The 22,207-nt window shown below is 67.5% G+C and carries 14 protein-coding genes and 1 riboswitch; of the genes, 6 read left to right on the top strand and 8 right to left on the bottom strand.

Annotated elements, in window-relative coordinates:
- Positions 1-42: 42 nt before the first annotated feature.
- The 5 genes from NM962_16750 to NM962_16770 all read right to left on the bottom strand — a co-directional run bounded on the left by NM962_16750 (position 43) and on the right by NM962_16770 (position 7,588).
- Positions 43-2,781, bottom strand: a complete 2,739-nt coding sequence (locus tag NM962_16750; protein ID UVO14937.1) for a hypothetical protein — start codon at positions 2,779-2,781, stop codon at positions 43-45.
- Between the two features lie 72 nt (positions 2,782-2,853).
- Complete coding sequence (gene gjpA, locus NM962_16755) at positions 2,854-3,915, bottom strand: outer membrane porin GjpA (GenBank protein ID UVO11586.1); 1,062 nt, start codon at positions 3,913-3,915, stop codon at positions 2,854-2,856.
- Between the two features lie 590 nt (positions 3,916-4,505).
- Complete coding sequence (locus NM962_16760; GenBank protein UVO14787.1) at positions 4,506-5,372, bottom strand: alpha/beta hydrolase; 867 nt, start codon at positions 5,370-5,372, stop codon at positions 4,506-4,508.
- Positions 5,373-5,403: 31 nt separating this feature from the next.
- Entirely contained in the window at positions 5,404-6,519 is a 1,116-nt protein-coding gene (locus NM962_16765) for a histidine phosphatase family protein (GenBank protein ID UVO11587.1), read from the bottom strand.
- A 16-nt stretch (positions 6,520-6,535) separates the two neighbouring features.
- Complete coding sequence (locus NM962_16770; GenBank protein UVO11588.1) at positions 6,536-7,588, bottom strand: phosphoglycerate mutase family protein; 1,053 nt, start codon at positions 7,586-7,588, stop codon at positions 6,536-6,538.
- 769 nt (positions 7,589-8,357) lie between these two features.
- On the opposite strand from NM962_16770, the gene NM962_16775 reads away from it, so the two are divergent.
- The 6 genes from NM962_16775 (at position 8,358) to NM962_16800 (ending at position 17,610) form a co-directional block, all read left to right on the top strand.
- Positions 8,358-9,794 (top strand): GuaB1 family IMP dehydrogenase-related protein, encoded by a 1,437-nt coding sequence (locus tag NM962_16775; protein UVO11589.1) that lies wholly within the window; start codon positions 8,358-8,360, stop codon positions 9,792-9,794.
- 93 nt (positions 9,795-9,887) lie between these two features.
- Entirely contained in the window at positions 9,888-11,234 is a 1,347-nt protein-coding gene (locus tag NM962_16780; protein UVO11590.1) for a hemolysin family protein, read from the top strand.
- On the top strand, positions 11,227-12,297 hold the full coding sequence (locus NM962_16785) for a hemolysin family protein (protein ID UVO11591.1): 1,071 nt from the start codon (positions 11,227-11,229) through the stop codon (positions 12,295-12,297). Before NM962_16780 ends, NM962_16785 begins: the two co-directional genes overlap by 8 nt.
- On the top strand, positions 12,290-13,180 hold the full coding sequence (locus NM962_16790; protein ID UVO11592.1) for a 3-methyladenine DNA glycosylase: 891 nt from the start codon (positions 12,290-12,292) through the stop codon (positions 13,178-13,180). The genes NM962_16785 and NM962_16790 overlap by 8 nt, the downstream gene beginning before the upstream one ends.
- Before the next feature lie 49 nt (positions 13,181-13,229).
- On the top strand, positions 13,230-15,416 hold the full coding sequence (locus NM962_16795; GenBank protein UVO11593.1) for a malate synthase G: 2,187 nt from the start codon (positions 13,230-13,232) through the stop codon (positions 15,414-15,416).
- A 115-nt stretch (positions 15,417-15,531) separates the two neighbouring features.
- A complete protein-coding gene (locus tag NM962_16800; protein UVO14788.1) occupies positions 15,532-17,610 on the top strand; it encodes a substrate-binding domain-containing protein in 2,079 nt (692 codons plus the stop codon).
- 19 nt (positions 17,611-17,629) lie between these two features.
- Here the strand turns inward: NM962_16800 and gcvP are convergent, their stop codons facing one another.
- The 3 genes from gcvP to NM962_16815 form a co-directional block, all read right to left on the bottom strand.
- Positions 17,630-20,461 carry an aminomethyl-transferring glycine dehydrogenase gene (gene gcvP / locus NM962_16805; protein UVO11594.1) on the bottom strand — a complete coding sequence of 944 codons (2,832 nt, stop codon included), beginning with the start codon at positions 20,459-20,461 and terminating at the stop codon, positions 17,630-17,632.
- A 158-nt stretch (positions 20,462-20,619) separates the two neighbouring features.
- Positions 20,620-20,717, bottom strand: a riboswitch (glycine riboswitch).
- A gap of 82 nt (positions 20,718-20,799) precedes the next feature.
- Positions 20,800-21,435, bottom strand: coding sequence for a MerR family transcriptional regulator (locus NM962_16810; GenBank protein ID UVO11595.1), 636 nt, complete (start codon positions 21,433-21,435; stop codon positions 20,800-20,802).
- Between the two features lie 233 nt (positions 21,436-21,668).
- The gene (locus NM962_16815) at positions 21,669-22,163 is read right to left on the bottom strand and encodes a bifunctional nuclease family protein (protein UVO11596.1); all 495 of its coding nucleotides are present in this window, start codon (positions 22,161-22,163) and stop codon (positions 21,669-21,671) included.
- Positions 22,164-22,207: the final 44 nt, after the last annotated feature.

A 22,207-nucleotide genomic window follows, 5' to 3' on the forward strand; every position in this document is an offset into this window, starting at 1 on the left:
AGCGTGGACGACTCCGTGAGCAGATTGGACAGTGTTCACGGGCTAGCCGGCTTTACCGTCGGCTCCCTTACTGCCGGTGGCACCCTGGCTGCCGTCGGGCTTGCCGGAGCCGGGCCCGCCACCGGCGCCACCCGCGCCGCCGGTACCGGGTGTCCCAGTCGTCCCGCTGCCGGTGGGGGTGCCGCTATTCCCGCCGGCACCACCGGTGCCGCCGGCCCCGCCGTCGGCGCCGGCTCCTTGGGACCCGTTGGCGCCGCTGGCGCTCACGCCGCCTGCGCCACCATCTCCGCCGGCGCCGCCGGTACCGCCAGTTCCGCCGGCGCCGCCGTCGAGGCCGTTGCCGGCCCTGTCCACACCACCCGCGCCGCCGTAGCCGCCGGTGCCACCTTCGCCGCCCAGACCGCCGGCGCCGCCCACACCGCCGGCACCGGAGCCCGACGTGCCCCCGGCACCACCGGCACCGCCGGCACCGCCGGTCCCACCGGTATCCCCAGTGGCGCCCGCCGCGTTCGGCACACCGCCGGCACCGTGATAGCCGTACCCGCCCGCCCCGCCGGTCCCACCGGTACCGCCAGCACCACCATCGGCAGCCCGGGCCCCGTCACCACCGGCACCACCGGTACCGCCGACACCCCCGGCCTGGCCGGTACCACCAGACCCGCCAGCACCACCAGCGCCACCATTACCGGCGTGACTGGCGCCGAGGCGCAGGTCGTTGGTCGGGATCGGCGTGCCACCGCTGTCACCGCCACGACCGCCGGCGCCACCGGCGGCACCGGCCGAACCTGCCGCGGAAATGCCCGTTCCGGAACCGCCGAGACCTCCGGCGCCACCGCTCCCGCCGATAGCCGTACCGTAACCGCCCGCACCCCCAGCACCGCCGTCACCCGCGGGATGATTTCCATATTCACCGCCGCGACCGCCGGCACCGCCGTTGCCGCCCACGCTGACAACGTCGCTGCCGCTCGCGCCTGCGCCACCGGAGCCGCCGGCGCCGCCCGCGCCGCCTTCCACCGAGAAGCCGCCCGCACCGCCGTTACCGCCCTTACTGAAGATTGTGCCCGCCGAGAAATGCTCGCCGTTGGCATCGTCCCAGCCGGTACTGGTGCCCCCAGCACCACCGGCACCCCCAACAGTGCCGCCAGGCCCGCCGGCGCCGCCATTACCCCCGGCGTACGTACCGGTACCGCCGGCACCACCGTTGCCACCGTCACCTAAGCCTCCGTGCCCTCTACCAGCCTGTCCACCGGCACCACCGGCACCACCGGAGGTCTGGACGGTGTCGTTGCCGGTAGCAGCGTTGCCGCCGTTACCACCGTCACCGCCGGCACCGCCGACAGCATTACTTGGGGCAAGGCCGAAGGCCACGGAGGCGTTGCCTTTACCGCCCGCGCCGCCGGCACCGCCTTTACCGTCGGTGGCGTAGCCACCGTTACCGCCGTTTCCACCGGCGCCACCGGTGCCGGCGGGTTCGGTCGCAGTACTTGCGCTCTGGCCACCTTCCCCGCCGGCGCCGCCCGCGCCGCCGTTGAGGCCGGCACCGCCATTCCCGCCGGCACCACCGGTGCCGCCCGCACCGGCCCCGTAGGAAAAGGGGCCCCAGCCACCCTCACCGCCCGCGCCGCCGTTGCCTTGGTAGACGCCATCGACTTGGTATGCATTGCCGCCGGCGCCGCCCGCGCCGGAAATGAGGGTGGTGCCGGATGCGCCCTGCCGTCCCAAGGAGAAACTCGAACCCGTGGCGCCGCCAACCCTGCCAGCACCGGCATCACCGCCATCGCCACCCACACCGCCGTTGACGTGGGCGGCGATGCCGACCGCGCCCGCACCGCCATAGCCTGCGGCACCCCCGTCGCCTCCGTTGCCCCCGTCACCGAAGACGAACCCGCCCCGACCGCCGTAGCCACCGTAGCCACCGCCAGTGCCGTCACCGCCGGCGCCGTTGCCCCCGTCGGCGAAGCTACCGGCGGCACCGTTGAGTCCCTGACCGCCCGCGCCGCCATTCCCGCCGTTGCCGAACAGCCAGCCAGACGCATCGCCGCCATTACCGCCAGTGCCCCCGTAGCCGTGTTGGCCGCCTTGGCCAGGAATACTCGCCATACCGTTACCGCCGCTACCGCCAGCACCGCCGTTGCCCATCACAACACCGCCGGCACCACCGTTGCCGCCAGCTCCGCCAGCACCGCCATCACCGCCGGCCCCACCGTCACCGATCAGCCCCGGCGCGTTGCCGCCGGCACCACCGGCCACACCCGGGTCTGCGGCGGCGTCATAGCCGGTCCCGCCATTGCCGAACAACAATCCACCGGCACCACCATTGGGATCGGTCGCCGTCCCGTTGGTACCGTTGCCGATCAAATACACCCCGAACGCGGTGTTGATGCTCTTGTCGACCTGCTCCCCCAACGGACTGGTGATCCACGCCTGCAAACCAGTATTGATAGGGGCGTAGATCCACTGGTCGAACAACTGCGTGTAGTCAACCGACGCCGAACCACTTGTTGCCGCCGCCGCACTATCGGCGGCGAACGTGGGATCAAAACTGCCCACCAACGAGCTCAGATCCGCACCCCACGCCGGATCCACACTCGACAACGAATCAATAATCGGATCGAAGAAAAGGTCCTCAATATCGGCCCTGGCCGACGGGACCGCCGCCAGCGGACTCATCCCGAAGGCCAAAAACGCGCCCACCGCACCACCGGAGCCAATCGCCCGACTACGGCGCCGCCCTTTCGTGTAGTGAGCACCATGCTTGCTGGGGGTGTGACGACGACTCATGTGCGGAAAACCTTTCGTATAAACAGCCCGATCCGGGCAGAGGAAGCTTCAGGAGGGGAGTTGTTCGGCCGCTCACAAGGCGGCAAGAAGGTCCTGCCAGACGGTGGACACATCCGCGGCCATCGAGCCCGCAGAACCCCCATCAAAGAAATCCGTCGGAATCGTCGGCAAGGTGACATCGGCCAACGGCGACCCCGACCCATGCCAACCCAACAACGCCGCAATGGTCTGCGCCCACCCCTCCCAAGCCCCCAACGGACCCACCGGCTGGCTGGGAGCATCAAGGGTCTGAATGGCGGGGACACCGGTGAAGTTGATGCCCACACTGTTGAAGATCGACCCACCGACCCCCGGGTCAGCGTTGTGGCCTACGCTGCCGGGGCTGAGCAGCCCGCCGAACCCGATATCCAGATTGGCCATGGCCATCCCCTTCGGGAATAGGCCCAAGCCGTTGATCGTCGGCAGCAGGCTGTCAAGGTTGAGGGTGGCGCCATTGAAATAGCCGCCGACCATATTGGCCAACGTCTCATTCAGGCTGTCGCCGGCGCTGATGCTGTTGGCCAACGCCACCCACGGGCTGATCTCGGGGCCCAGCATGCCCATGATGATCCCGCTGGCCGGTGACCCGAGAAAATTAACAATGGGGATAGCGGCTGCCTGCTCGCCGGCCGGAATATAGCCGGGGATCTCCGAGAAAAGCTCCGCATGGCCCGGGCTGATGCTGCCGATGCCGTCGAGGGTGTGCGCAAGGACGATATTCGTGGTGGCCGTGTCGGCGTTTTGCAGCCCGTAGCCCGTCGTCACCGCATTCAGGTTCGCCTGTATCTGCTGCATCGAGGCGTTGATGCTCGTCGGGTCGTTGAACCAGTCCTGCAGGTAGCCCGACATATTGGCGATGAACTGCTGCCATCCGATAGCGGGAGCCTCGAAGAAAGTGTTGAGCAGCTTCGTGCTGTTTTCCGACGCGGTATTGAACACATCGACCCACGGGGTGAGCAGACCGGACTCGCCGGACGTCAGGGTCACCTCACGCGCGGTGGCCGGCGAGGGCGCATACCCCACACCGGTGGCCACACCCGCGACTAGGCCGGCCCCCAGCATGCAGACACCGGCAATGGCGAAGGGGCGGAGCATGGTTGGGCAGGAAGACGCCCCGGCCGCAGTGCGCGGTGCTGCGCACACGGGCGTCGGCGTGTATGGAGAAGCCATGGATGGTGTCCCTTCGCTGTGGTGAGTGGATGCGCTGACCGTCATGGCCGAACCGAGCGAAGCCGAGCGGCCGGTATTGGTACCGCGTGACAGATTCACGACGCCCCCTCCGATCGGTCTCGGCTCAGGCCAGCCAAGGTGTTCGCCAGTAAATCTGAGGGGTACGCACTTTTCGATAGCTTGCTCTTAATTCGTCTCCCAGGTTTCAGACTGAGCAACGCCTAACAACGCCAATATCATTGCCAATACTAGTGATTGACTCATACCAGCAAATTTTAAATGCCCTACTAGTAGTTCAAAATGGAACTTGCTGAGCCGACGGCACCGAAGCACGTTCGATCCGCTGGAAATGATTTGCTGCGAATCAGCTATTCGCGTTCAGCACAGATGATTACGCAGTATGACTGTTAGCTGTACCGGCCAAGCAGCAGGCAGGTGCGGGCACGCCGCTCCCCTGCGCATCACTTCATTGAGGACGCCCGCACAGGGGCGCCACCTGATGACAAGGAAAGGAGTTACCCCAGCAGACGCAGCACGCCGTCGGTGAAGGCCTGCGGGTCCTCGATCTGCGGATAGTGGCCCAGCCCGGGCAGCTCAACGACGTCGGCCGCCGGACGCAGCTGCCGCAGGCCATCCAGCACATTGGTGGTGGCCACCGGATCGCCCAGCCCCCATACGAAACCCAGCGGCTTGGGCCAGTCACGCACCGCACCGTGCCAGCGCTGCGCATGCTTCACCCGCTCGTCGAGGTAGGCACAGAGCAGGTGCGCGATCCGGTTTCCGCCGTTGTGGGTCAACAGGGCCCACTGCGCGGCGGCCTCATCCGGCGTGAGCGGATGGTCGGTGCTGAATAACTGGCCGAACCCGCGCTCGAAACTGCGCCGGTTGGTCAACCGGGCCGCGATAGCACCGAACGGGCCGCGCAATATCTTCTGAATCGGGCGCAGGCTGGCCCGCTCCAGGATCACACTGCCGTTGGTCAGCACCGCGCGTTGCAGGTCGAAGGTCAGCGTGCCCTCGATGTCGCGGGCCAGCAGTTCGGTGGCTACCGAGGTGCCCATGTCGTGGGCCGCCAACACCACCGGTCCGCTGATAGCCGATTCGACCACCTGCTGCACCAGGTCGGCCTGCTCGAACAGGCTGTAGCGATGCGGGCGCGGCTTGTCCGACAAGCCGAACCCGAGGAAGTCCATCGTCATCCAAGACCGGCCGGCAAGCCGGGCCACGACCGCCCGGAAATCATAGGAGCAGGACGGAAAACCATGCAGCAGTAGCACCGTCGGCCCGTCCCCGGCTCCTGATCGAACAAACACCCGGCCCGCGGCGCCCGACACCCACCGGCCACCGTCTTGCCACTCACGCACACTGTTGGGCCATGCCATGTTCGCCATCGCGGTCATTGTGCGCTACGCCTCAGATCAGCGCCAGCAGGTCAGCCAGCGCCGAGCCAGTCGCGTCGGCGGCACCGAGGTTCCCCAACGCGTCGATGATGTCGCCGAACACCGCCTGGGGGAATCCGAGGAACGTGGTGGCGATGTCGTGCAGACCGGTCTGCAACGCCTCGCCGATCGTGGCTGTGTCACCCCCCATCAGCGCCTCATAGAGGTTCCAGGCCGCGACTTGCGGCGTGATGATCAGGTCGCGCACATCCATGATCAGGCTGGTCAGCAATCCCGGGTCCTCCGGGACTGCAATCCCATTCCAGCTGACCAGCGTCCAGCCGTCGGTGGGGTTGCCCTCGATCTGCACAATGCCGGTGTTGGGCAACATCGGGGATCCGTCGTCGTTGGCGAACATGGTCTGCAGCGTCAGCGGCAACAGCAGCGAGATGTCGGGGTTCTTGACGTTGAGCGCCACCCAGGCGGCGATGTCGGCTTCGTTGTTGAAAGCCACCGCGGTGATGTCACCGGTGTCGCTGACGACCGGGTTGGCCATCGCGGCGCTGTACATCGCATTGACGGCGCCCGTGAAGTTCTGGTCCATCACCACGCCATTGGGGTCCTCGACCGAACCCGGGATGGGCGCCAGGACCAATCCGAACAATGTCCACAACATCGGCGTGAACTGGTAGAGGAACCCGGCCAAGCTCGCGATCGGCTGGCCGGCATAGATGCCGCTGTCGATCTCGTTGAGGCCGGGCAGGATCTGCGTGGTCATGTGTTCCAGGTCGGCGAACGGCGCGGCGGTGTCCATGTCGCGGATGGCCTGTCCGGAGAAGATCCCCGCGACAGAGTCGCCAAGTTGGTCGTGAAGCTTGTTCGCCACATCCTGGGCCTGTTGCACGCCGAGATCACTGAGCGGCGGGCCCGGGTGGTCCGGCGACGGGGTGATCATGTCGTTGTAGGGCGGCATCCGCTGACCGTGCCGGACGATGTCGATCACGATGTCCTGGTTCTCGTCAGAGGCCAGTCGGATGTCGAATACCGGGGCATGCGGCAACGACGTCGGCGCGACGCAACCGATGCCGGCGCCAGCGAGTACGACACTGGCGGCGATCGGCCAGATTCGCTGAAGAGACCTAACAGGCATGGCAAGCACCTTTCGCTCAGAAGGCCGAGAAGATCGTGTCGATCACCGCGCCGGGGAACTGCACCAGCGCCGAACTGATCACGTCGAAGCTGTGCTGAATCGAGTCCATGATCGTGGTCTGATCGCCGTTGAGCACGGCTTCGTAGACGTCCCACAGCGCGGACTGCGACGGCAAGACCAGATCACGCACATCGACGAACAGCCCGCTCAGCAGATCCGGATCCTGCGGGATCGCGTGCCCGTCCCAGCTGACCAGCGTCCAGCCGTCGGTGGGGTTGCCCTCGACTTCGACGATGGCGGTGTTGGGCAGGAAAATGGTCGTCTGGCCGTTCGGGACACTGTTTGCCTCTCTGATGAGGTCCAGGAAGAACAGCAGATCGGGGTTGTCGACGTTCTGCATCACCCACGTGAAGATCGACGCTGTGCTGGTAAACGCGACATCGGTGACCTGGCCGTTGTTGCTGATGACGTCGCTGTTGGCCAGTGCGTGGTCATACATTGTTTGAACACCGTCGTCGAATCTTTCACCCATGACGATCCCGTTCGCGTCGTGCGAGCCCGGGGCTGCCAGCAGTGCCAACCCCAGGGGCGCTCCGAGGCTCCACGCTCCGACCGTCAGAAACGCGATGCGGCCGCCGAGGCTTTCAATGGGATCGAGCGCGTAGATTCCGCTGTCAACCTCGTCGAGTTGGGGCAATAACTGCGGGGTCATCCCCACCAGATCAGCGAACGGCGCGGCGGTTTCCATCACCCGGAGACCCTGCCCGGTGAAGAGGCCGGCGACCTGGCCGAGCTCGTTGAAGAGCTGGTTCCCGACGTCGGACGCCTGTTGCTGTCCGAGATCGCTGAGCGGAGCCCCAGGATGGTCCGGAGAGGGGGTGAGCATGTTTTCGTACGGCGAGATCATTTCTGCGTGCCGCACGAAGTCGATAACGATGTCTTGCGCGGTGAGCTGGATGTCGAATGCGGCCGCGGCCGGCGGGGCCGGCGGCGCGGGAACCGGGACAACGGCGATGCCGCCGACCATGGCGACGCCGGCGGTGAGAGACAGAACATGGCTTGCCTGCATGGCGCGGACCTCTTTCGGCAGTATGCGGAATGGGTTATTTGGCAATCATTTAGCTTGTTCTAAGTAACACCAGCCGTTATTGGGCCGTGGACGAGCTAACTGCAATAGGCGGGATCATCTGCTGAGCGCTGGCTTCCCGGTGCGGTCCGGGCAGCGGTCGCTCAGCCGATCGCCATCACGCGTCTGGCCGTGCGGTCCCAGCGCGGCGCGACACCTGCGACTGTGCGTCCCCGCGGAAGAGCAGCCTTGGTGGATCCGCTCGCCAACAGCCGTAGCGGCGATTGAAATTCCTTGTTCCGGAGGGCAAATACGCATAGTTATGCGCCGTCGCCGGATCTCCTTTCGGAGCGAAGCGTTACGAGCCGCGGTTGCGCCACTGCCGGTGCAACTTGCGCTGCAGGTAGCCTTCGACACGGCATTCCCGCCGGTCGACGATCGTGCGGGGACGCCCGTCTACACGGCCCAGCGCGAGCACAACAGAGGCTGCAACCGGGAGCATGGGGGTAATCCCTTGCCGGTAGCAGCTAACTGTCATTTGCGCTCCTTAAAAACGTCTACATGACTTTAACCCATGACACTGCTGTGAGGAAGATCAATTTTTCTTTCGACACACGCCGGGAACTTCCTCAGGTGGTGGCCGGCGTTGTCGCGCGGGCGGTAGCGTGGCTGAGCGGGCGGCGTCGCCCGGCGGCTGCCGGATCCGGCTCACGACGTGTGGAGGCGAATAGATGGGCTCTTCGGAACCCGACAGACCGGTGGTGGCCGCCCGATGAGGTTCGTCAGCGGATATGACCCCGCCCACGACCTGACTTACAACGACGTTTTCATCGTCCCCAACCGCTCTGCCGTCGACTCACGTCTGGACGTCGACCTGTCCACCCGCGACGGCTCCGGCACCACCATCCCGGTGGTGGTGGCCAATATGACCGCGGTGGCCGGCCGACGGATGGCCGAGACGGTGGCTCGCCGCGGCGGGATCGTGGTGTTGCCCCAGGACCTGCCGATCGACGCCGCGAGCCACACCATCGCCTTCGTGAAAAGTCGCGACCTGGTCGCCGACACCCCGGTGGTGCTCTCGCCCGAAGACTCGGTGTCCGACGCGATGGCCTTGATCACCAAACGCGCGCACGGCGTCGCGGTCGTGGTGGTCGACGGCCGGCCCACCGGCTTGGTCACCAAAGGGTGCTGCGAGGGCGTGGATCGCTTCACCCGAGTCCGTGATGTCGCGCACGCCGAGCTGATCAGCGCACCGGTCGGCACCGAGGCGCGCGGCGTGTTCGATCTTTTGGAGCACGCGCCGGTCGATGTCGCGGTGCTGACCAATCCCGACGGCACCCTGGCCGGCGTGTTGACCCGCACCGGCGCAATTCGGGCCGGGATCTACACCCCCGCGACCGACGGATCCGGGCGCTTGCGGGTCGCCGCCGCGGTGGGCATCACCGGCGACGTCACCTCCCGGGCCGCAGCCCTGCTGTCGGCCGGAGTGGATCTGCTGGTCATCGACACCGCCCACGGGCATCAGGAAAAGGCCTTGCAAGCCATCCGCGCGGTCGCGGCACTGCAGCCGGGAGTGCCCCTGGTCGCCGGCAATGTGGTGTCGGCCGAGGGCACCCGCGACCTGATCGCCGCGGGCGCCGACATCGTCAAAGTCGGCGTCGGGCCCGGCGCCATGTGCACCACCCGGATGATGACCGGAGTGGGCCGCCCCCAATTCTCCGCTGTCGTCGAATGTGCTACCGCGGCACGCGAACTCGGCGCACACGTGTGGGCCGACGGCGGGGTGCGCCATCCCCGCGACGTCGCGCTGGCTCTGGCCGCGGGAGCGTCGAACGTCATGATCGGCTCCTGGTTCGCCGGGACCTATGAGTCCCCCGGCGATCTGATGTTCGACCGCGACGGCAAGCCGTACAAGGAAAGCTACGGGATGGCGTCCAAACGCGCGGTGGCCGCGCGCACCACCGCTGACAGTGCGTTCGACCGCGCCCGCAAGGCATTGTTCGAGGAAGGCATCTCGACGTCGCGGATGGCCGTGGACCCCGAACGCGGCGGTGTCGAAGATCTGCTCGACCACATCACCTCCGGCCTCCGCAGCACCTGCACCTACGTCGGAGCGGCCGACCTGGCCGAGTTGCATGACCGGGTGGTGTTGGGCGTGCAGTCAGCTGCGGGATTCGCCGAGGGCCATCCGCTACCGTTCGGCTGGTGAGACGATGTCATTTCGCATCGACTGTGCGGTTTCGTACGCGACACGCCACGCCAGCCGGATGAAATCGCACACTCGGTGGGGCCTGGTCCGGCGATGACCATCGCTGTCACTCTGGCCAGCCTGCTGGCGTTCGCGATCCTGACCCTGGGCACCGCGGTGTTCGTGGCCGCCGAGTTCTCCCTGACCACCCTGGAACGCAGCGTCGTGGAGGCCAACGCCCATCGCGGCGGCCGTCGGGACGTCTACATCCAAGACGCCCACCGCACGCTGTCATTTCAGCTGTCCGGCGCCCAGCTGGGTATCTCGATAACCACGCTGGCCACGGGCTATCTGGCCGAACCGGTGCTGGCCCGCTGGCTGCGCCTCCCGTTGGTGGCCGTGGGCCTGCCCGAGCGGATGACTGGCGGGGTTGCGCTGGCCCTCGCGCTGGTGATCGCCACGTCGTTGTCCATGGTCTTCGGCGAGTTGGTGCCCAAGAACCTGGCCGTGGCGCGACCGCTGCCGATCGCCCGCGCGGTGGCGGGGCCGCAGCTGCTGTTCTCCCGGCTGTTCGCGATCGCGATCAGGGTGACCAACGGGACGGCGAACCGCATCCTGCGCCGGGTCGGGATCGAGCCCGCCGACCGGCTGGCCTCGGCGCGCTCGGCGCGCGAGCTGGCGTCGCTGGTGCGCAATTCGGCGCGCAGCGGTGCCCTCGACCCGACCACCGCCGCGTTGGTGGAGGGTTCGCTGCGATTCGGTGCCCTGACCGCCGCCGAGCTGATGACGCCGCGATCCAAAATCGTGAGCCTGCAGGCCGGCGACACCGTCGCCGATCTGGCCGCGGTCGCCATCGACACCGGTTTCTCCAAGTTTCCGGTGGTCGACGGCGATCTGGACGCCACGGTCGGCATCGTTCACGTCAAGCAGGTGTTCGCGGTCGCCGTCGCCGATCGCGCATCCACCCGGGTCACGACCGTGGCCCAACCGGTCGCGGTGGTGCCCTCGACCCTCGACGGCGACGCCGTGATGGAACAGATCCGGGCCAACGGCCAGCAGGCGGCCATGGTCGTCGACGAATACGGCGGCACCGCCGGCATGGTGACCGTCGAAGACCTCATCGAGGAGATCGTCGGTGATGTCCGCGACGAACACGACGACGCCACCCCCGACGTCGTGGCCTCCGGCGGCGGTTGGCAGGTATCGGGCCTGCTGCGCATTGACGAGGTGGCCGCCGCCACCGGCTACCGTGCACCGGAGGGCTCCTACGAGACCATCGGTGGACTGGTATTGCAGGAGCTCGGCCACATTCCGGAGGCCGGCGAGACCGTCGAACTGACCGCGTTCGACCCCGACGAGCTCTCCGCGCACCCGCCACGCTGGCTGGCCCGGGTGGTCGCGATGGACGGCCGGCGTATCGACCTGCTCGAGCTCACCCCGTTGGGGGCAGGCGATGGGTGACGTGCTGAACGTGGTGCTCACCGTGGTGCTGATCATCGGAAACGGGTTCTTCGTCGGCGCGGAGTTCTCGCTCATCTCAGCCCGCCGTGACCGGCTCGAGGCGCTGGCCGAACAGGGCAGGCGCAGCGCGGTCACCGTCATTCGCGCCGGTGAACAGCTGCCCCTGATGCTGGCCGGCTTCCAGCTGGGGGTCACGGTGTGTTCGATCCTGCTCGGCCGTATCGGTGAGCCAGCGGTTGCTGACCTGCTCGAACACCCGTTCCGGCTGGCGGGTATCCCGGATCCGCTGCTGCACACGGTGGCGTTTGTCGTCGCCCTGGCGGTCGTGGTCACCCTGCATGTGCTGTTCGGCGAGATGGTCCCGAAGAACATCACCTTGGCCGGCCCCGAGACCGCGGCGATGCTGCTGATCCCGCCGTACCTGCTCTACATGGCCGCCGCGCGGCCCTTCATCGTCTTCTACAACTGGTGCGCGCACGTCATCATGCGGGCCCTGCGGGTGGAGCCCAAGGACGAGCTGGAGATCACGGTGTCCACCGTCGAGTTGAGCGAGATGATCGCCGAGTCGGTCTCGGCGGGTCTGCTCGACCTCGAGGAATACACCCGATTGACCCGCGCCCTGCAGATCCGCACCCGGGTGGTCGCCGATGTCGCGCTGCCGATCAGCGACATCCGCGCCGTGCCGGTGGCAGCTACCGGGCGCGGCCCGAGCGTCGCGGCCATCGAAAAGGCCTTCGCCCAGACCGGTTACTCGCGGTTCCCGGTTGTCGACCAGGGCGAATTCGTCGGCTACCTGCACATCAAGGATGTGCTGTTGCTCAGCGAGACTCCAACCGGGTCAGCCGCGGCAGGGGACGCCGTTGTCGACGTCGCCGTCGTGCGCCCCCTGCCGCGCATCCCCGCCTCCCTGCCGCTGGCCGATGCGCTGTCGCGGCTGCGCCGCCGCAACAGCCACCTGGCGCTGGCGGTCGCCGAGGACGGCACCGCGGTGGGGATAGTGACCCTCGAAGACATGGTCGAGGACGTCGTCGGCACCGTCCGCGACGGGACACACCATGTTTGACCTGGCGGAACGGGTTCTGGAAGCCAGGCAGTGGCAGGCCCGGGCCGAGGACTACCGGCAGCGCCTTGAGGACTTTTTGGCCCCGCTCCTGCGCCGGATCGCGGCCGGCGACCCGGTGCCGAAATTCCTGTTCAGTTACTACAGCCTGCGGCCGGCGCAGTTGCGCAGCTGGAATCCCGGCTTCGGGGTGGCGCTCGTCGGGCCGGAGGCGGTGCGCGACTACCGCGCACGGCGCGGCTACGCGGTGCGCGGCGACCGGGTCGGCGTGGCCGAGGAATACCTGCGTGAGCGAGCCGACACCGTGACGTTCATCGCACGGCTGTTGCGTGCCACTGGCGAGCGGCCGGCCCAGCTGAACTGCTTCGGCCTACACGAGTGGGCAATGGTGTATCGCGACTCAGCGCAGGAAGCCCTACGGCACGGTCATGTTCCGCTGCGTCTTGGCGCGAAAGAGACCGACGCGGTGGTGGAGTCAATTCCCCTGCGCTGCACCCACTTCGACGCGGTCCGTTTCTTCACCCCGGCCGCGGCGCCGCGCAACGCCGCGACGCCGAGCCGGGCCACCCAAATCGCTTGGGAGCAGCCGGGTTGCCTGCACGCCAACATGGACATCTACAGGTGGTGCTACAAGCTGGGTCCGCTGATCGACTCCGAACTACAGCTGGCCTGCTTGGAGCTGGCTGCAGCGGCGCGCGAGATCGACATGCGCGCCAGCCCTTACGACCTGAGCGGTTACGGTTATGCGCCGATCACCGTCGAAAACGCGGCCGGCCGTGCCGAATACGTCCGCTGCCAAAGCGAGATCGCACGCCGCGCTGCACCGCTGCGGGCCGCACTGTTGGAACGGTGCGACCTGCTGACAGAAATCGCCGGATGCGAATAGCCTCGCTACCTGCCGGTAAGGTGGTAGATCGGCTATGAGGGAGGAAATCATGACGGACCGGGTGTCGGTGGGCGACCTGCAGGTCGCACGCGTGCTGTATGACTTCATCACCGACGAGGCCCTGCCGGGCACCGGTGTCGACCCCGACAGCTTCTGGGCCGGCGTGGACAAAGTCGTCACCGATCTGACGCCCAAGAACCAGGAGTTGTTGGCGCGTCGCGACGAGCTGCAGGCGCAGATCGACAAGTGGCACCGGCACCGCGTCATCGAGCCGCTGGACACCGAGGCGTACCGGGCCTTCCTCACCGAGATCGGCTACCTGCTGCCCGAACCCGAGGACTTCACGGTCACCACCTCCGGCGTGGACGACGAGATCGCGGCACAGGCCGGCCCGCAGCTGGTGGTCCCGGTGCTCAACGCCCGGTTCGCGCTCAACGCCGCCAACGCCCGCTGGGGCTCGCTGTACGACGCGCTCTACGGCACCGACGTGATCAGCGAAGACGACGGCGCCGAGAAGGGCACGTCGTATAACAGGGTGCGCGGCGACAAGGTGATCGCCTACGCGCGCCGGTTCCTCGACGACTCCGTGCCGCTGGCCAACGGCGCCTGGACCGAGGTCAAGAGTTTCGCGGTGAACGATGGCGCGCTGGTGGTGACGCTGGGCGACGGCCTGGAGACCGCGGTCGCCGCTCCGGCGGAATTCGTCGGCTACACCGGTGAAGCCGCCTCGCCGTCGTCGGTGCTGCTGTCCCACCACGGGCTGCACATCGAAATCCTGATCGACCCGACATCGCCGATCGGATCCACCGACGCCGCCGGCATCAAAGACGTGGTGCTCGAATCGGCGGTCACCACGATCATGGACTTCGAGGATTCCGTGGCCGCGGTCGACGCCGAGGACAAGGTGCTCGGCTACCGCAACTGGCTGGGTCTAAACCGCGGTGACCTGTCCGAGCAGGTCAGCAAGGGCGACAAGAGCTTCACCCGCACCCTGGCCGCCGACCGGGAGTTCACCGCACCGGACGGGGGCACCCTGACCTTGCCGGGCCGCAGCCTGATGTTCGTCCGCAACGTGGGTCATCTGATGACCAACGACGCCATCGTCAACAGCGCGGGCGCCGAGGTGTTCGAGGGCATCCAGGACGCGCTGTTCACCGGCTTGATCGCCTCGCACGGCCTGACCGCCTCCGATGACAACGGGCCGCTGGTCAACAGCCGCACCGGGTCGATCTACATCGTCAAGCCCAAGATGCACGGTCCGGACGAGGTCGCTTTCACCGCTGAGCTTTTCAGCCGGGTCGAAGACGTCCTGGGTCTGCCGCAGAAGACCCTCAAGATCGGCATCATGGACGAGGAGCGGCGCACCACGGTCAACCTGCGGGCGTGCATCAAGGCCGCCGCCGACCGGGTGGTGTTCATCAACACCGGCTTCCTGGACCGCACCGGCGACGAGATCCACACGTCGATGGAGGCCGGGCCCATGGTCCGCAAGGCGAGCATGAAGTCGCAGCCGTGGATCCTGGCTTACGAAGACAACAACGTCGATGCCGGATTGGCCACTGGCTTGACCGGCCACGCCCAGATCGGCAAGGGCATGTGGGCGATGACGGACCTGATGGCCGACATGGTCACCCAGAAGATCGGCCACCCGCGCTCGGGTGCGAGCACCGCGTGGGTGCCCTCCCCCACCGCCGCCACCCTGCACGCGATGCACTACCACCAGGTGGATGTGTTCGAGGTGCAGAAGGAACTGGCCGGAAAGCGCCGCGCCACACTCGATGCGCTGCTGACCATCCCGCTGTCGGAGGGTCTGGCCTGGGCACCCGACGAGATCCGTGAAGAGGTCGACAACAACTGCCAGTCGATCCTGGGCTACGTGGTGCGCTGGATCGACCAGGGTGTGGGCTGCTCGAAGGTTCCCGACATCCACGACGTGGCGCTGATGGAAGACCGTGCCACGCTTCGGATCTCGTCACAGCTGCTGGCGAACTGGTTGCGGCACGGGGTGATCACCGCCGACGACGTGCAGTCCAGCCTGGAGCGGATGGCCCCGGCGGTGGACCGCCAGAACGCCGGTGACGCGAGTTACCTGCCGATGGCGCCCGATTTCGAGTCCAGCATCGCGTTCGCAGCCGCACGCGAGCTGATCCTGTCCGGGACCACTCAGCCCAACGGCTACACCGAGCCGATCCTGCACCGGCGTCGGCGGGAGTTCAAAGCCCAGGCCGGTATCTGACCCAACGCAGACCCGATGGACATCACCGTGGCCGGACAACTGACCAGGCGGAGAGGACGCACCCACCGTGGGTAGGCACAGTTTCCCCGGGCCGGACGATTCCGACGACGAGCCGGTGGGCCGCAGCGATCCCGGCGACAGCTACTTTTCCGACGGCCCCGACCTGTTCGGCTTCGGCGACCCCGACGATGACGACTACGTCGACGACTATCACGACGCGTTCTATGACGAGTCGTTCTCCGACGGCGGTGACGCCGGATATCGCGAGCCGCGATACGCGGGATACGAGGACGGCGGTGCCGGATTCGACGATGCCGATCCGGCGCAGTACATGCGTCGCGGCGGTGAGCCCGATGAGGAGTCGCGTTACCGCACCGGTCCTTTCGGCGCCATAGGCGGCGTGGCCGGCGAGTCATCGGTCGCGGATCAAGACGAGCCGCGCGGCGGACACCGCGACCTCGACCGGTGGCGCCGGCATCGCAACGACTCGGGGTCGCGCGGCGTCAGCGTCGGCGTGATCGCCGCACTGGTGTCGGTGATCGTCATCGTGGGCGCGGTAATCCTGTGGCGCTTCTTCGGCAACTCGTTGTCGCATCGTTCCGCCGTCGCCGCCGGCAACTGCCCGGCAGGCGATCTGACGGTGGCCGTCGTCGCGGACCCGACGATCGCCGACCATGTACAGGGCTTCGCCGACAGGTTCAACAAGACCGCCAAGCCGATCGGTGACCGCTGTGTGTCGGTGCAGGTCAAGCCGGTCGATTCCGATGCCGTGGTCAGCGGTTTCATCGGCGACTGGCCCGCGCAACTCGGGCAACGCCCGGCACTGTGGATTCCGGGCAGTTCGGTCTCCACGGCCCGGCTGCAGGCCTCCACGGGTGCGGAAACGGTCAGCGACAGTCGTTCGCTGGTCACCTCGCCGGTGTTGTTGGCGATCCGCCCCGAGCTCAAAAGCGCGCTACAGAAGCAGAGCTGGGCGAGTCTGCCCGACCTGCAGTCCGACCCTGACGGACTGGGTCATCTCGGGCTGGCCGGCTGGGGGCCGCTGCGGCTGGCGCTGCCGATCGGCGGCAACGGCGACGCCGCCTTCCTGGCCGGCGAGGCAGTGGCTGCCGGAGTCGCCCCCAAGGGAGCGCCCATCATCGATGGGATCGGTGGGGTGCACCGGCTCGCGGGCGGAGAACCCAAGCTGGCCGACGCTTCGCTCGCTGAGGCGTTGAACGTGCTTCTGCGCCAGGGAGATCTGGCGGCGGCACCGGTGCACGCGGTGGTGACCACCGAGCAGCAACTGTTCACCCGTGGCCAGTCGCTGTCGGATCCGGCGACCACGCTGGCATCCTGGCGGCCGCCGGGTCCGGTGCCGGTCGCCGACTACCCCACCGTGTTGCTCGCCGGGTCCTGGTTGTCGCAGGAACAGATCAGCGCTGCCAGCGAATTCGCTCGCTTCGCCCGCAAGCCCGACCAGCTCGCCGAGCTGGCCAAAGCCGGATTCCGCGTGGAAGGGGTCGCACCGCCCAGCAGCGAGGTGACCGGCTTCCCGGCGGTGTCGGACACGCTGTCGGTCGGCGACGATGCGACGCGCGCCGCCCTGGCGGGCGCCCTGACCACTTTGCCGGGCAGTGCGGCCGTCACGGTGATGCTCGACCAGTCGATGACCACCGACGAAGGCGGCAAGAGCCGATTGGCCCACGTGATCGCGGCGCTCGATCAACGGATCAAGGCCCTGGCCCCGAATTCGTCTGTGGGCCTGTGGACCTTCGACGGCACCGAGGGCCGCAATGTGGTCACCGGTGGCCCGCTGGACGAGCCGCTCAACGGCGGGACTCGCGCGGAGGCCTTGGTCAGTGAGCTCAACGACCTGAGCTCGACGCCGGGAGGTGCGGTGTCGTTCACGACGCTGCGTATGGTGTACACCCAGGCCTTGGCCAACTACCGGCCCGGGCAGGCCAATTCGGTGCTTGTCATCACCGCGGGCCCGCACACCGACCGGACTTTGGACGGCCCTGGGCTCCAAGACTTCATCCGGGCCAACAACGACCCGCAGCGACCGGTGGCGGTCAACGTCATCGACTTCGGGGCGGACGCCGACCAGGCGACCTGGCAGTCGGTGGCACAACTTTCCGGTGGCACATACCAGAACCTGCGCGGGGCGAACTCCCCCGAACTTGCCGGTGCGCTGAACTCGCTGCTCAGCTGAGGCAGCGACCGCCGGCAGATCAGCTGAAGGCCTCCACCGGCGGGCACGAGCAAACCAGGTTGCGGTCGCCGAAGGCGCCGTCGATCCGGCGTACCGGGGGCCACACCTTCGGTCGGAATCCGCGGCCCAGCGGGTAGGCGGCCTGTTCCCGGGTGTAGGGGTGCTCCCACTTGTCGACCATCAGGCACTCCGCGGTGTGCGGGGCCCCGCGCAGCGGATTGTCCTCAACCGTCCATTCGCCGGAACCGACCCGGTCGATCTCGCCGCGAATGGCGATCATCGCCTCGCAGAACGCATCGACCTCGGCGAGGCTCTCGCTCTCGGTGGGCTCCACCATCAGGGTTCCAGCCACCGGGAAGCTCATGGTCGGGGCGTGGAAACCGTAGTCGGCCAACCGTTTTGCGACATCGTCGACGGTCACACCGGTGCTTTTGGTGATCTCTCGCAGGTCCAGGATGCACTCGTGGGCGACCATGCCGTTCTCACCGGTGTAGAGCACCGGGTAATGCTCATCCAGCCGTCGGGCGATGTAGTTCGCCGACGCGATCGCGGTCAGTGACGCCGCGCGCAGGCCGTCGGCACCCATCATCCGGATGTAGGCCCAGGTGATCGGCAGGATCGACGCGGACCCGTACGGCGCCGCCGACACCGGATGCCCGCCGGGCAACTCAGCGGCCAGCGGGTGTCCGGGCAGAAACTCGGCCAGGTGCTCCCGCACCGCCACCGGTCCGACGCCAGGGCCGCCGCCCCCGTGCGGGATGCAGAAGGTCTTGTGCAGGTTGAGGTGGCTGACGTCTCCGCCGAACTTTCCGGGCCGGGCCAGCCCGACCAGCGCATTGAGATTGGCGCCGTCGACGTAAACCTGGCCGCCGGCGTCGTGCACGGCGGCGCAGATCTCGGCGATGTCGTGCTCGTAGACGCCGTGCGTGGAGGGGTAGGTGATCATCAACGTCGACAACGCCGCGGCGTGCTGGTCCACCTTGGCCCGCAGGTCGTCGAGGTCGACGTCGCCGTTGTCACGGCAGGCCACCACCACCACCCGCATCCCGGCCAGCGCCGCCGACGCGGCGTTGGTGCCGTGGGCGCTGGAGGGGATCAGGCAGATATCGCGGTGCGACTCGCCGCGGCTGGCGTGATAGGCGTGGATCGCCAGCAGACCGGCGTACTCCCCCTGCGATCCCGCGTTGGGTTGCAGCGACACCGCGTCATATCCGGTGATGCCCGCCAGCCAGCTCTCCAGCTGCGCGATCAGCGTCCGCAAGCCCACGGCGTCACCGGCCGGAGCGAACGGGTGCTGGCGCGCGAACTCGGGCCAGGTGATCGACTCCATCTCGGCGGCGGCGTTGAGCTTCATCGTGCACGACCCGAGCGGAATCATGCTGCGGTCCAAGGCGATGTCCTTGTCCGACAGCGAGCGCAGGTAACGCATCATCGCGGTTTCGGTGCGATAGCGGGTGAACGCCGGGTGGGTCAGGAATTCCGACGTGCGGGTGTCGATGGGCGCGCCGGCCGGCTCGACCGCCGCCAGCCCGAAGGCGTCCAGCACCGCGGCCACCTGCGCGTCGGTGGTCGTTTCATCGCAGGCCACCGAGACGTGGTCGGCGTCGACGCGCCACAGGTTGATCCCGCCGGCCTTGGCCGCGGCGATCACCTCGTCGGCGCGGCCCGGCACCCGGGCCAGCACCGTGTCGAAATAGCGGTCGTGCACCAGCGCGTCACCAAGGGCGGCGCCGATCTTCTCGGCCTGGGCGTGCACTCGCCGCGCGATCGCGGTCAGACCGTCGGCGCCGTGGTAGCTGGCATACATCGCGGCCATCACCGCCAGCAGCACCTGCGCGGTGCAGATGTTCGACGTGGCCTTGTCCCGGCGGATGTGCTGTTCGCGAGTTTGCAGCGCCAGCCGGTAGGCATCAGCGCCATCCCGATCCCTGGACACCCCGACCAGCCGCCCGGGCAGCTGGCGGGCGTGACCCGAGTGCACCGCCAGGTAGCCGGCATGCGGGCCGCCGAAGCCCATCGGCACCCCGAACCGTTGGGCAGTGCCGAACGCCACGTCCGCGCCGATCTCGCCGGGCGGGGTGAGCAGCGTGCATGCCAGCAGATCCGCGCCCACCGCCACCAGCGCGCCCCGGCCGTGGGCGGCCTCGATCAGCCCCGACCAGTCGGTGATCCGCCCCGAGGCGCCCGGCAACTGCACGATCACCCCGAAAAAGTCACCGTCGGGAAGTCCGTCACGCAGGTCGGCCGTCACGATCTCGATGCGCAGCGGTTCGGCCCGAGTCGCCAGGACCGCCGCCGTCTGGGCGAACAGGTCGGCGTCGACCAGCAAACGGTGCGAGGTGCCGCGCGTCGCGCGGTGCATCAACGTCATTGCCTCGGCGGCCGCGGTGCCCTCGTCGAGCATCGAGGCGTTGGCGATCTCGCACCCGGTCAGATCGGCGATCATGGTCTGGAAGTTCAGCAGCGCCTCGAGCCGGCCCTGGCTGATTTCGGGTTGGTACGGCGTGTAAGCGGTGTACCAGGCCGGATTCTGCATGATGTTGCGCAGCAGAACCGGCGGGGTGAACGTGTCGTAGTAGCCCTGGCCGATCATCGACGCCGCGACCGTGCTGGCATCGGCCAGGGCGCGCAGCTCGGCCAGGGTCTGGGCCTCGGTAGCCGGGGCCGGCAAGACGTCCAGCCCGGGCGCGATGCCGTCGGCACTCAGCGCGTCGAGGATACCGGCGGGAACAGCCTTGGCCGCGAGATCCTCCAGCGACGCGACACCGATGGTGGCGAGCATCGCGCTGATCGCGACGCTGTCGGGGCCGATATGCCGGTCAACGAAGCGGGATTCGGGGTGCTCGGACACGGGGACTCCTGGGCGCTAGACGACTGCGAGACGGTGTCCTCCCCCTCTGTCGTCTGCCCGGCCCGGGCGCCTGAGAGATTCGGCCCCGAGATTTCTTCGGTGCCTTTCCCCATGGGCGGGTGAAACCCGAACGGGCGTCACCGCTTTCCAGAGGCATCAATGCCGGCGCGGTCCGGGTGCCTGAGAGGTTGACGGAGAGGTATTGCTCCTTCGGCGTCCGCGGCTGGCTGCCACGGAACTCTCCCGCGAGAGGCTGATGCGGACCCAATACTACCCGCCGAGCCCATGCGGCCAGGATTCCTGGGCGGTTTTCAACCGCTGCGTCGAGGTTTTGAGCCCTAACCGGTTTTGCGGTCGCGGAACTTGCGGCGGCTGGCCAATTCGTCTTCCGGTGCGGCGATCGACTCGCCGCCGTCGGCACGCTCGCCGGGGAAGTCGGAGATCACGCCGGTCAGCTCGCGCATCGCGCCGGACACCGCGATACCGAACACGCCCTGGCCGCCCTGCAGCAGGTCGACGACCTCTTCAGCCGAGGTGCATTCGTACACGGTGGTGCCGTCGGAGAACAGCGTGATGTTGGCCAGATCCTGGACACCGCGCTCGCGAAGGTGGTCGACAGCGATCCGGATGTTGTGCAGCGAGATGCCGGTGTCGAGAAGTCGCTTGACGATCTTGAGCACCAGGATGTCTTTGAACGAGTACAGCCGCTGGCTGCCGGAGCCGGCCGCACCCCGGATGGAGGGCACCACCAGCGAGGTACGAGCCCAGTAGTCGAGCTGGCGGTAGGTGATGCCGGCGATCTGGCAGGCGCTGGGGCCGCGGTAACCGACGAGTTCATCGGGAACGGAGTCGTCCGGGAACAGGCCGCCCTGTACGGGTTGGCCGGCGCTGGTGGGGGCCGCGGGGACTTCGCGGTCACCCTTGTCGGGCTGACCCGTGAAGTCCAGCTGTTCCTGCCCCGGTTGGTCGCCCACGCTGCTTCCTCTCGCCGATCGCGCTCGTTGCCACTGACTGGCCAGTGGCCGCGTTTGCTCTTGCCCGAGTTGGTCGTGAGCATACGCCCTCCGACGAGCTGCTGTGCAGTTGTTCCCGCCGTGGTTCAAGTATGGGGGCCGTCTTTTGCGCGTGTTGCTTTCGTTCGGGCGTGTCGCGCCGACGGCAGAGAGATGAAACGGATCTGTGACGAGGCTGAGTCCGCCGCGCCGGGTCAGGTTGCTTTGAAATCGTCGGGCGACACGCTATCGAGGAATTCCTTGAACTTCTCCACCTCGTCTTCACGCACCGTGCCGGCCGTCTCGTCATCGCCCTCGTCGGGGATCAGCAGGCCCGCCTCGGCCAGCACCGCTTCTTCGACGTAGATCGGCACACCCACCCGCAACGCGATGGCCACCGAGTCCGACGGGCGCGCCGACACCGTGATGTCGCGATCGAAGATCAAGTCGGCGTAGAACGTGCCCTCCTGCAAGTCGACGATTCGGACCTCCTTGAGCGAATGCCCGAGCGCGCCGATCAAGTCACGGATCAAGTCGTGAGTCAGCGGCCGGGCGGGCTCCACACCCTGTTGCTCCAAGGCGATGGCGGCAGCTTCGGCCTGCCCGATCCAGATCGGGAGATATCGATCACCGTCGGCTTCGCGCAGGAGCAGCACCGGCTGGTTCTGCGGCTGCTCGACGCGGATGCCGACCACGCGTACTTCACCCATCTCCAGTCAGCCCTCCGCGTTCGCTGCGTCCCAAAGTCCCTGTC

Source organism: Mycobacterium sp. SVM_VP21, from assembly GCA_024758765.1.
GTDB classification, from domain to species: domain Bacteria; phylum Actinomycetota; class Actinomycetes; order Mycobacteriales; family Mycobacteriaceae; genus Mycobacterium; species Mycobacterium heraklionense_C.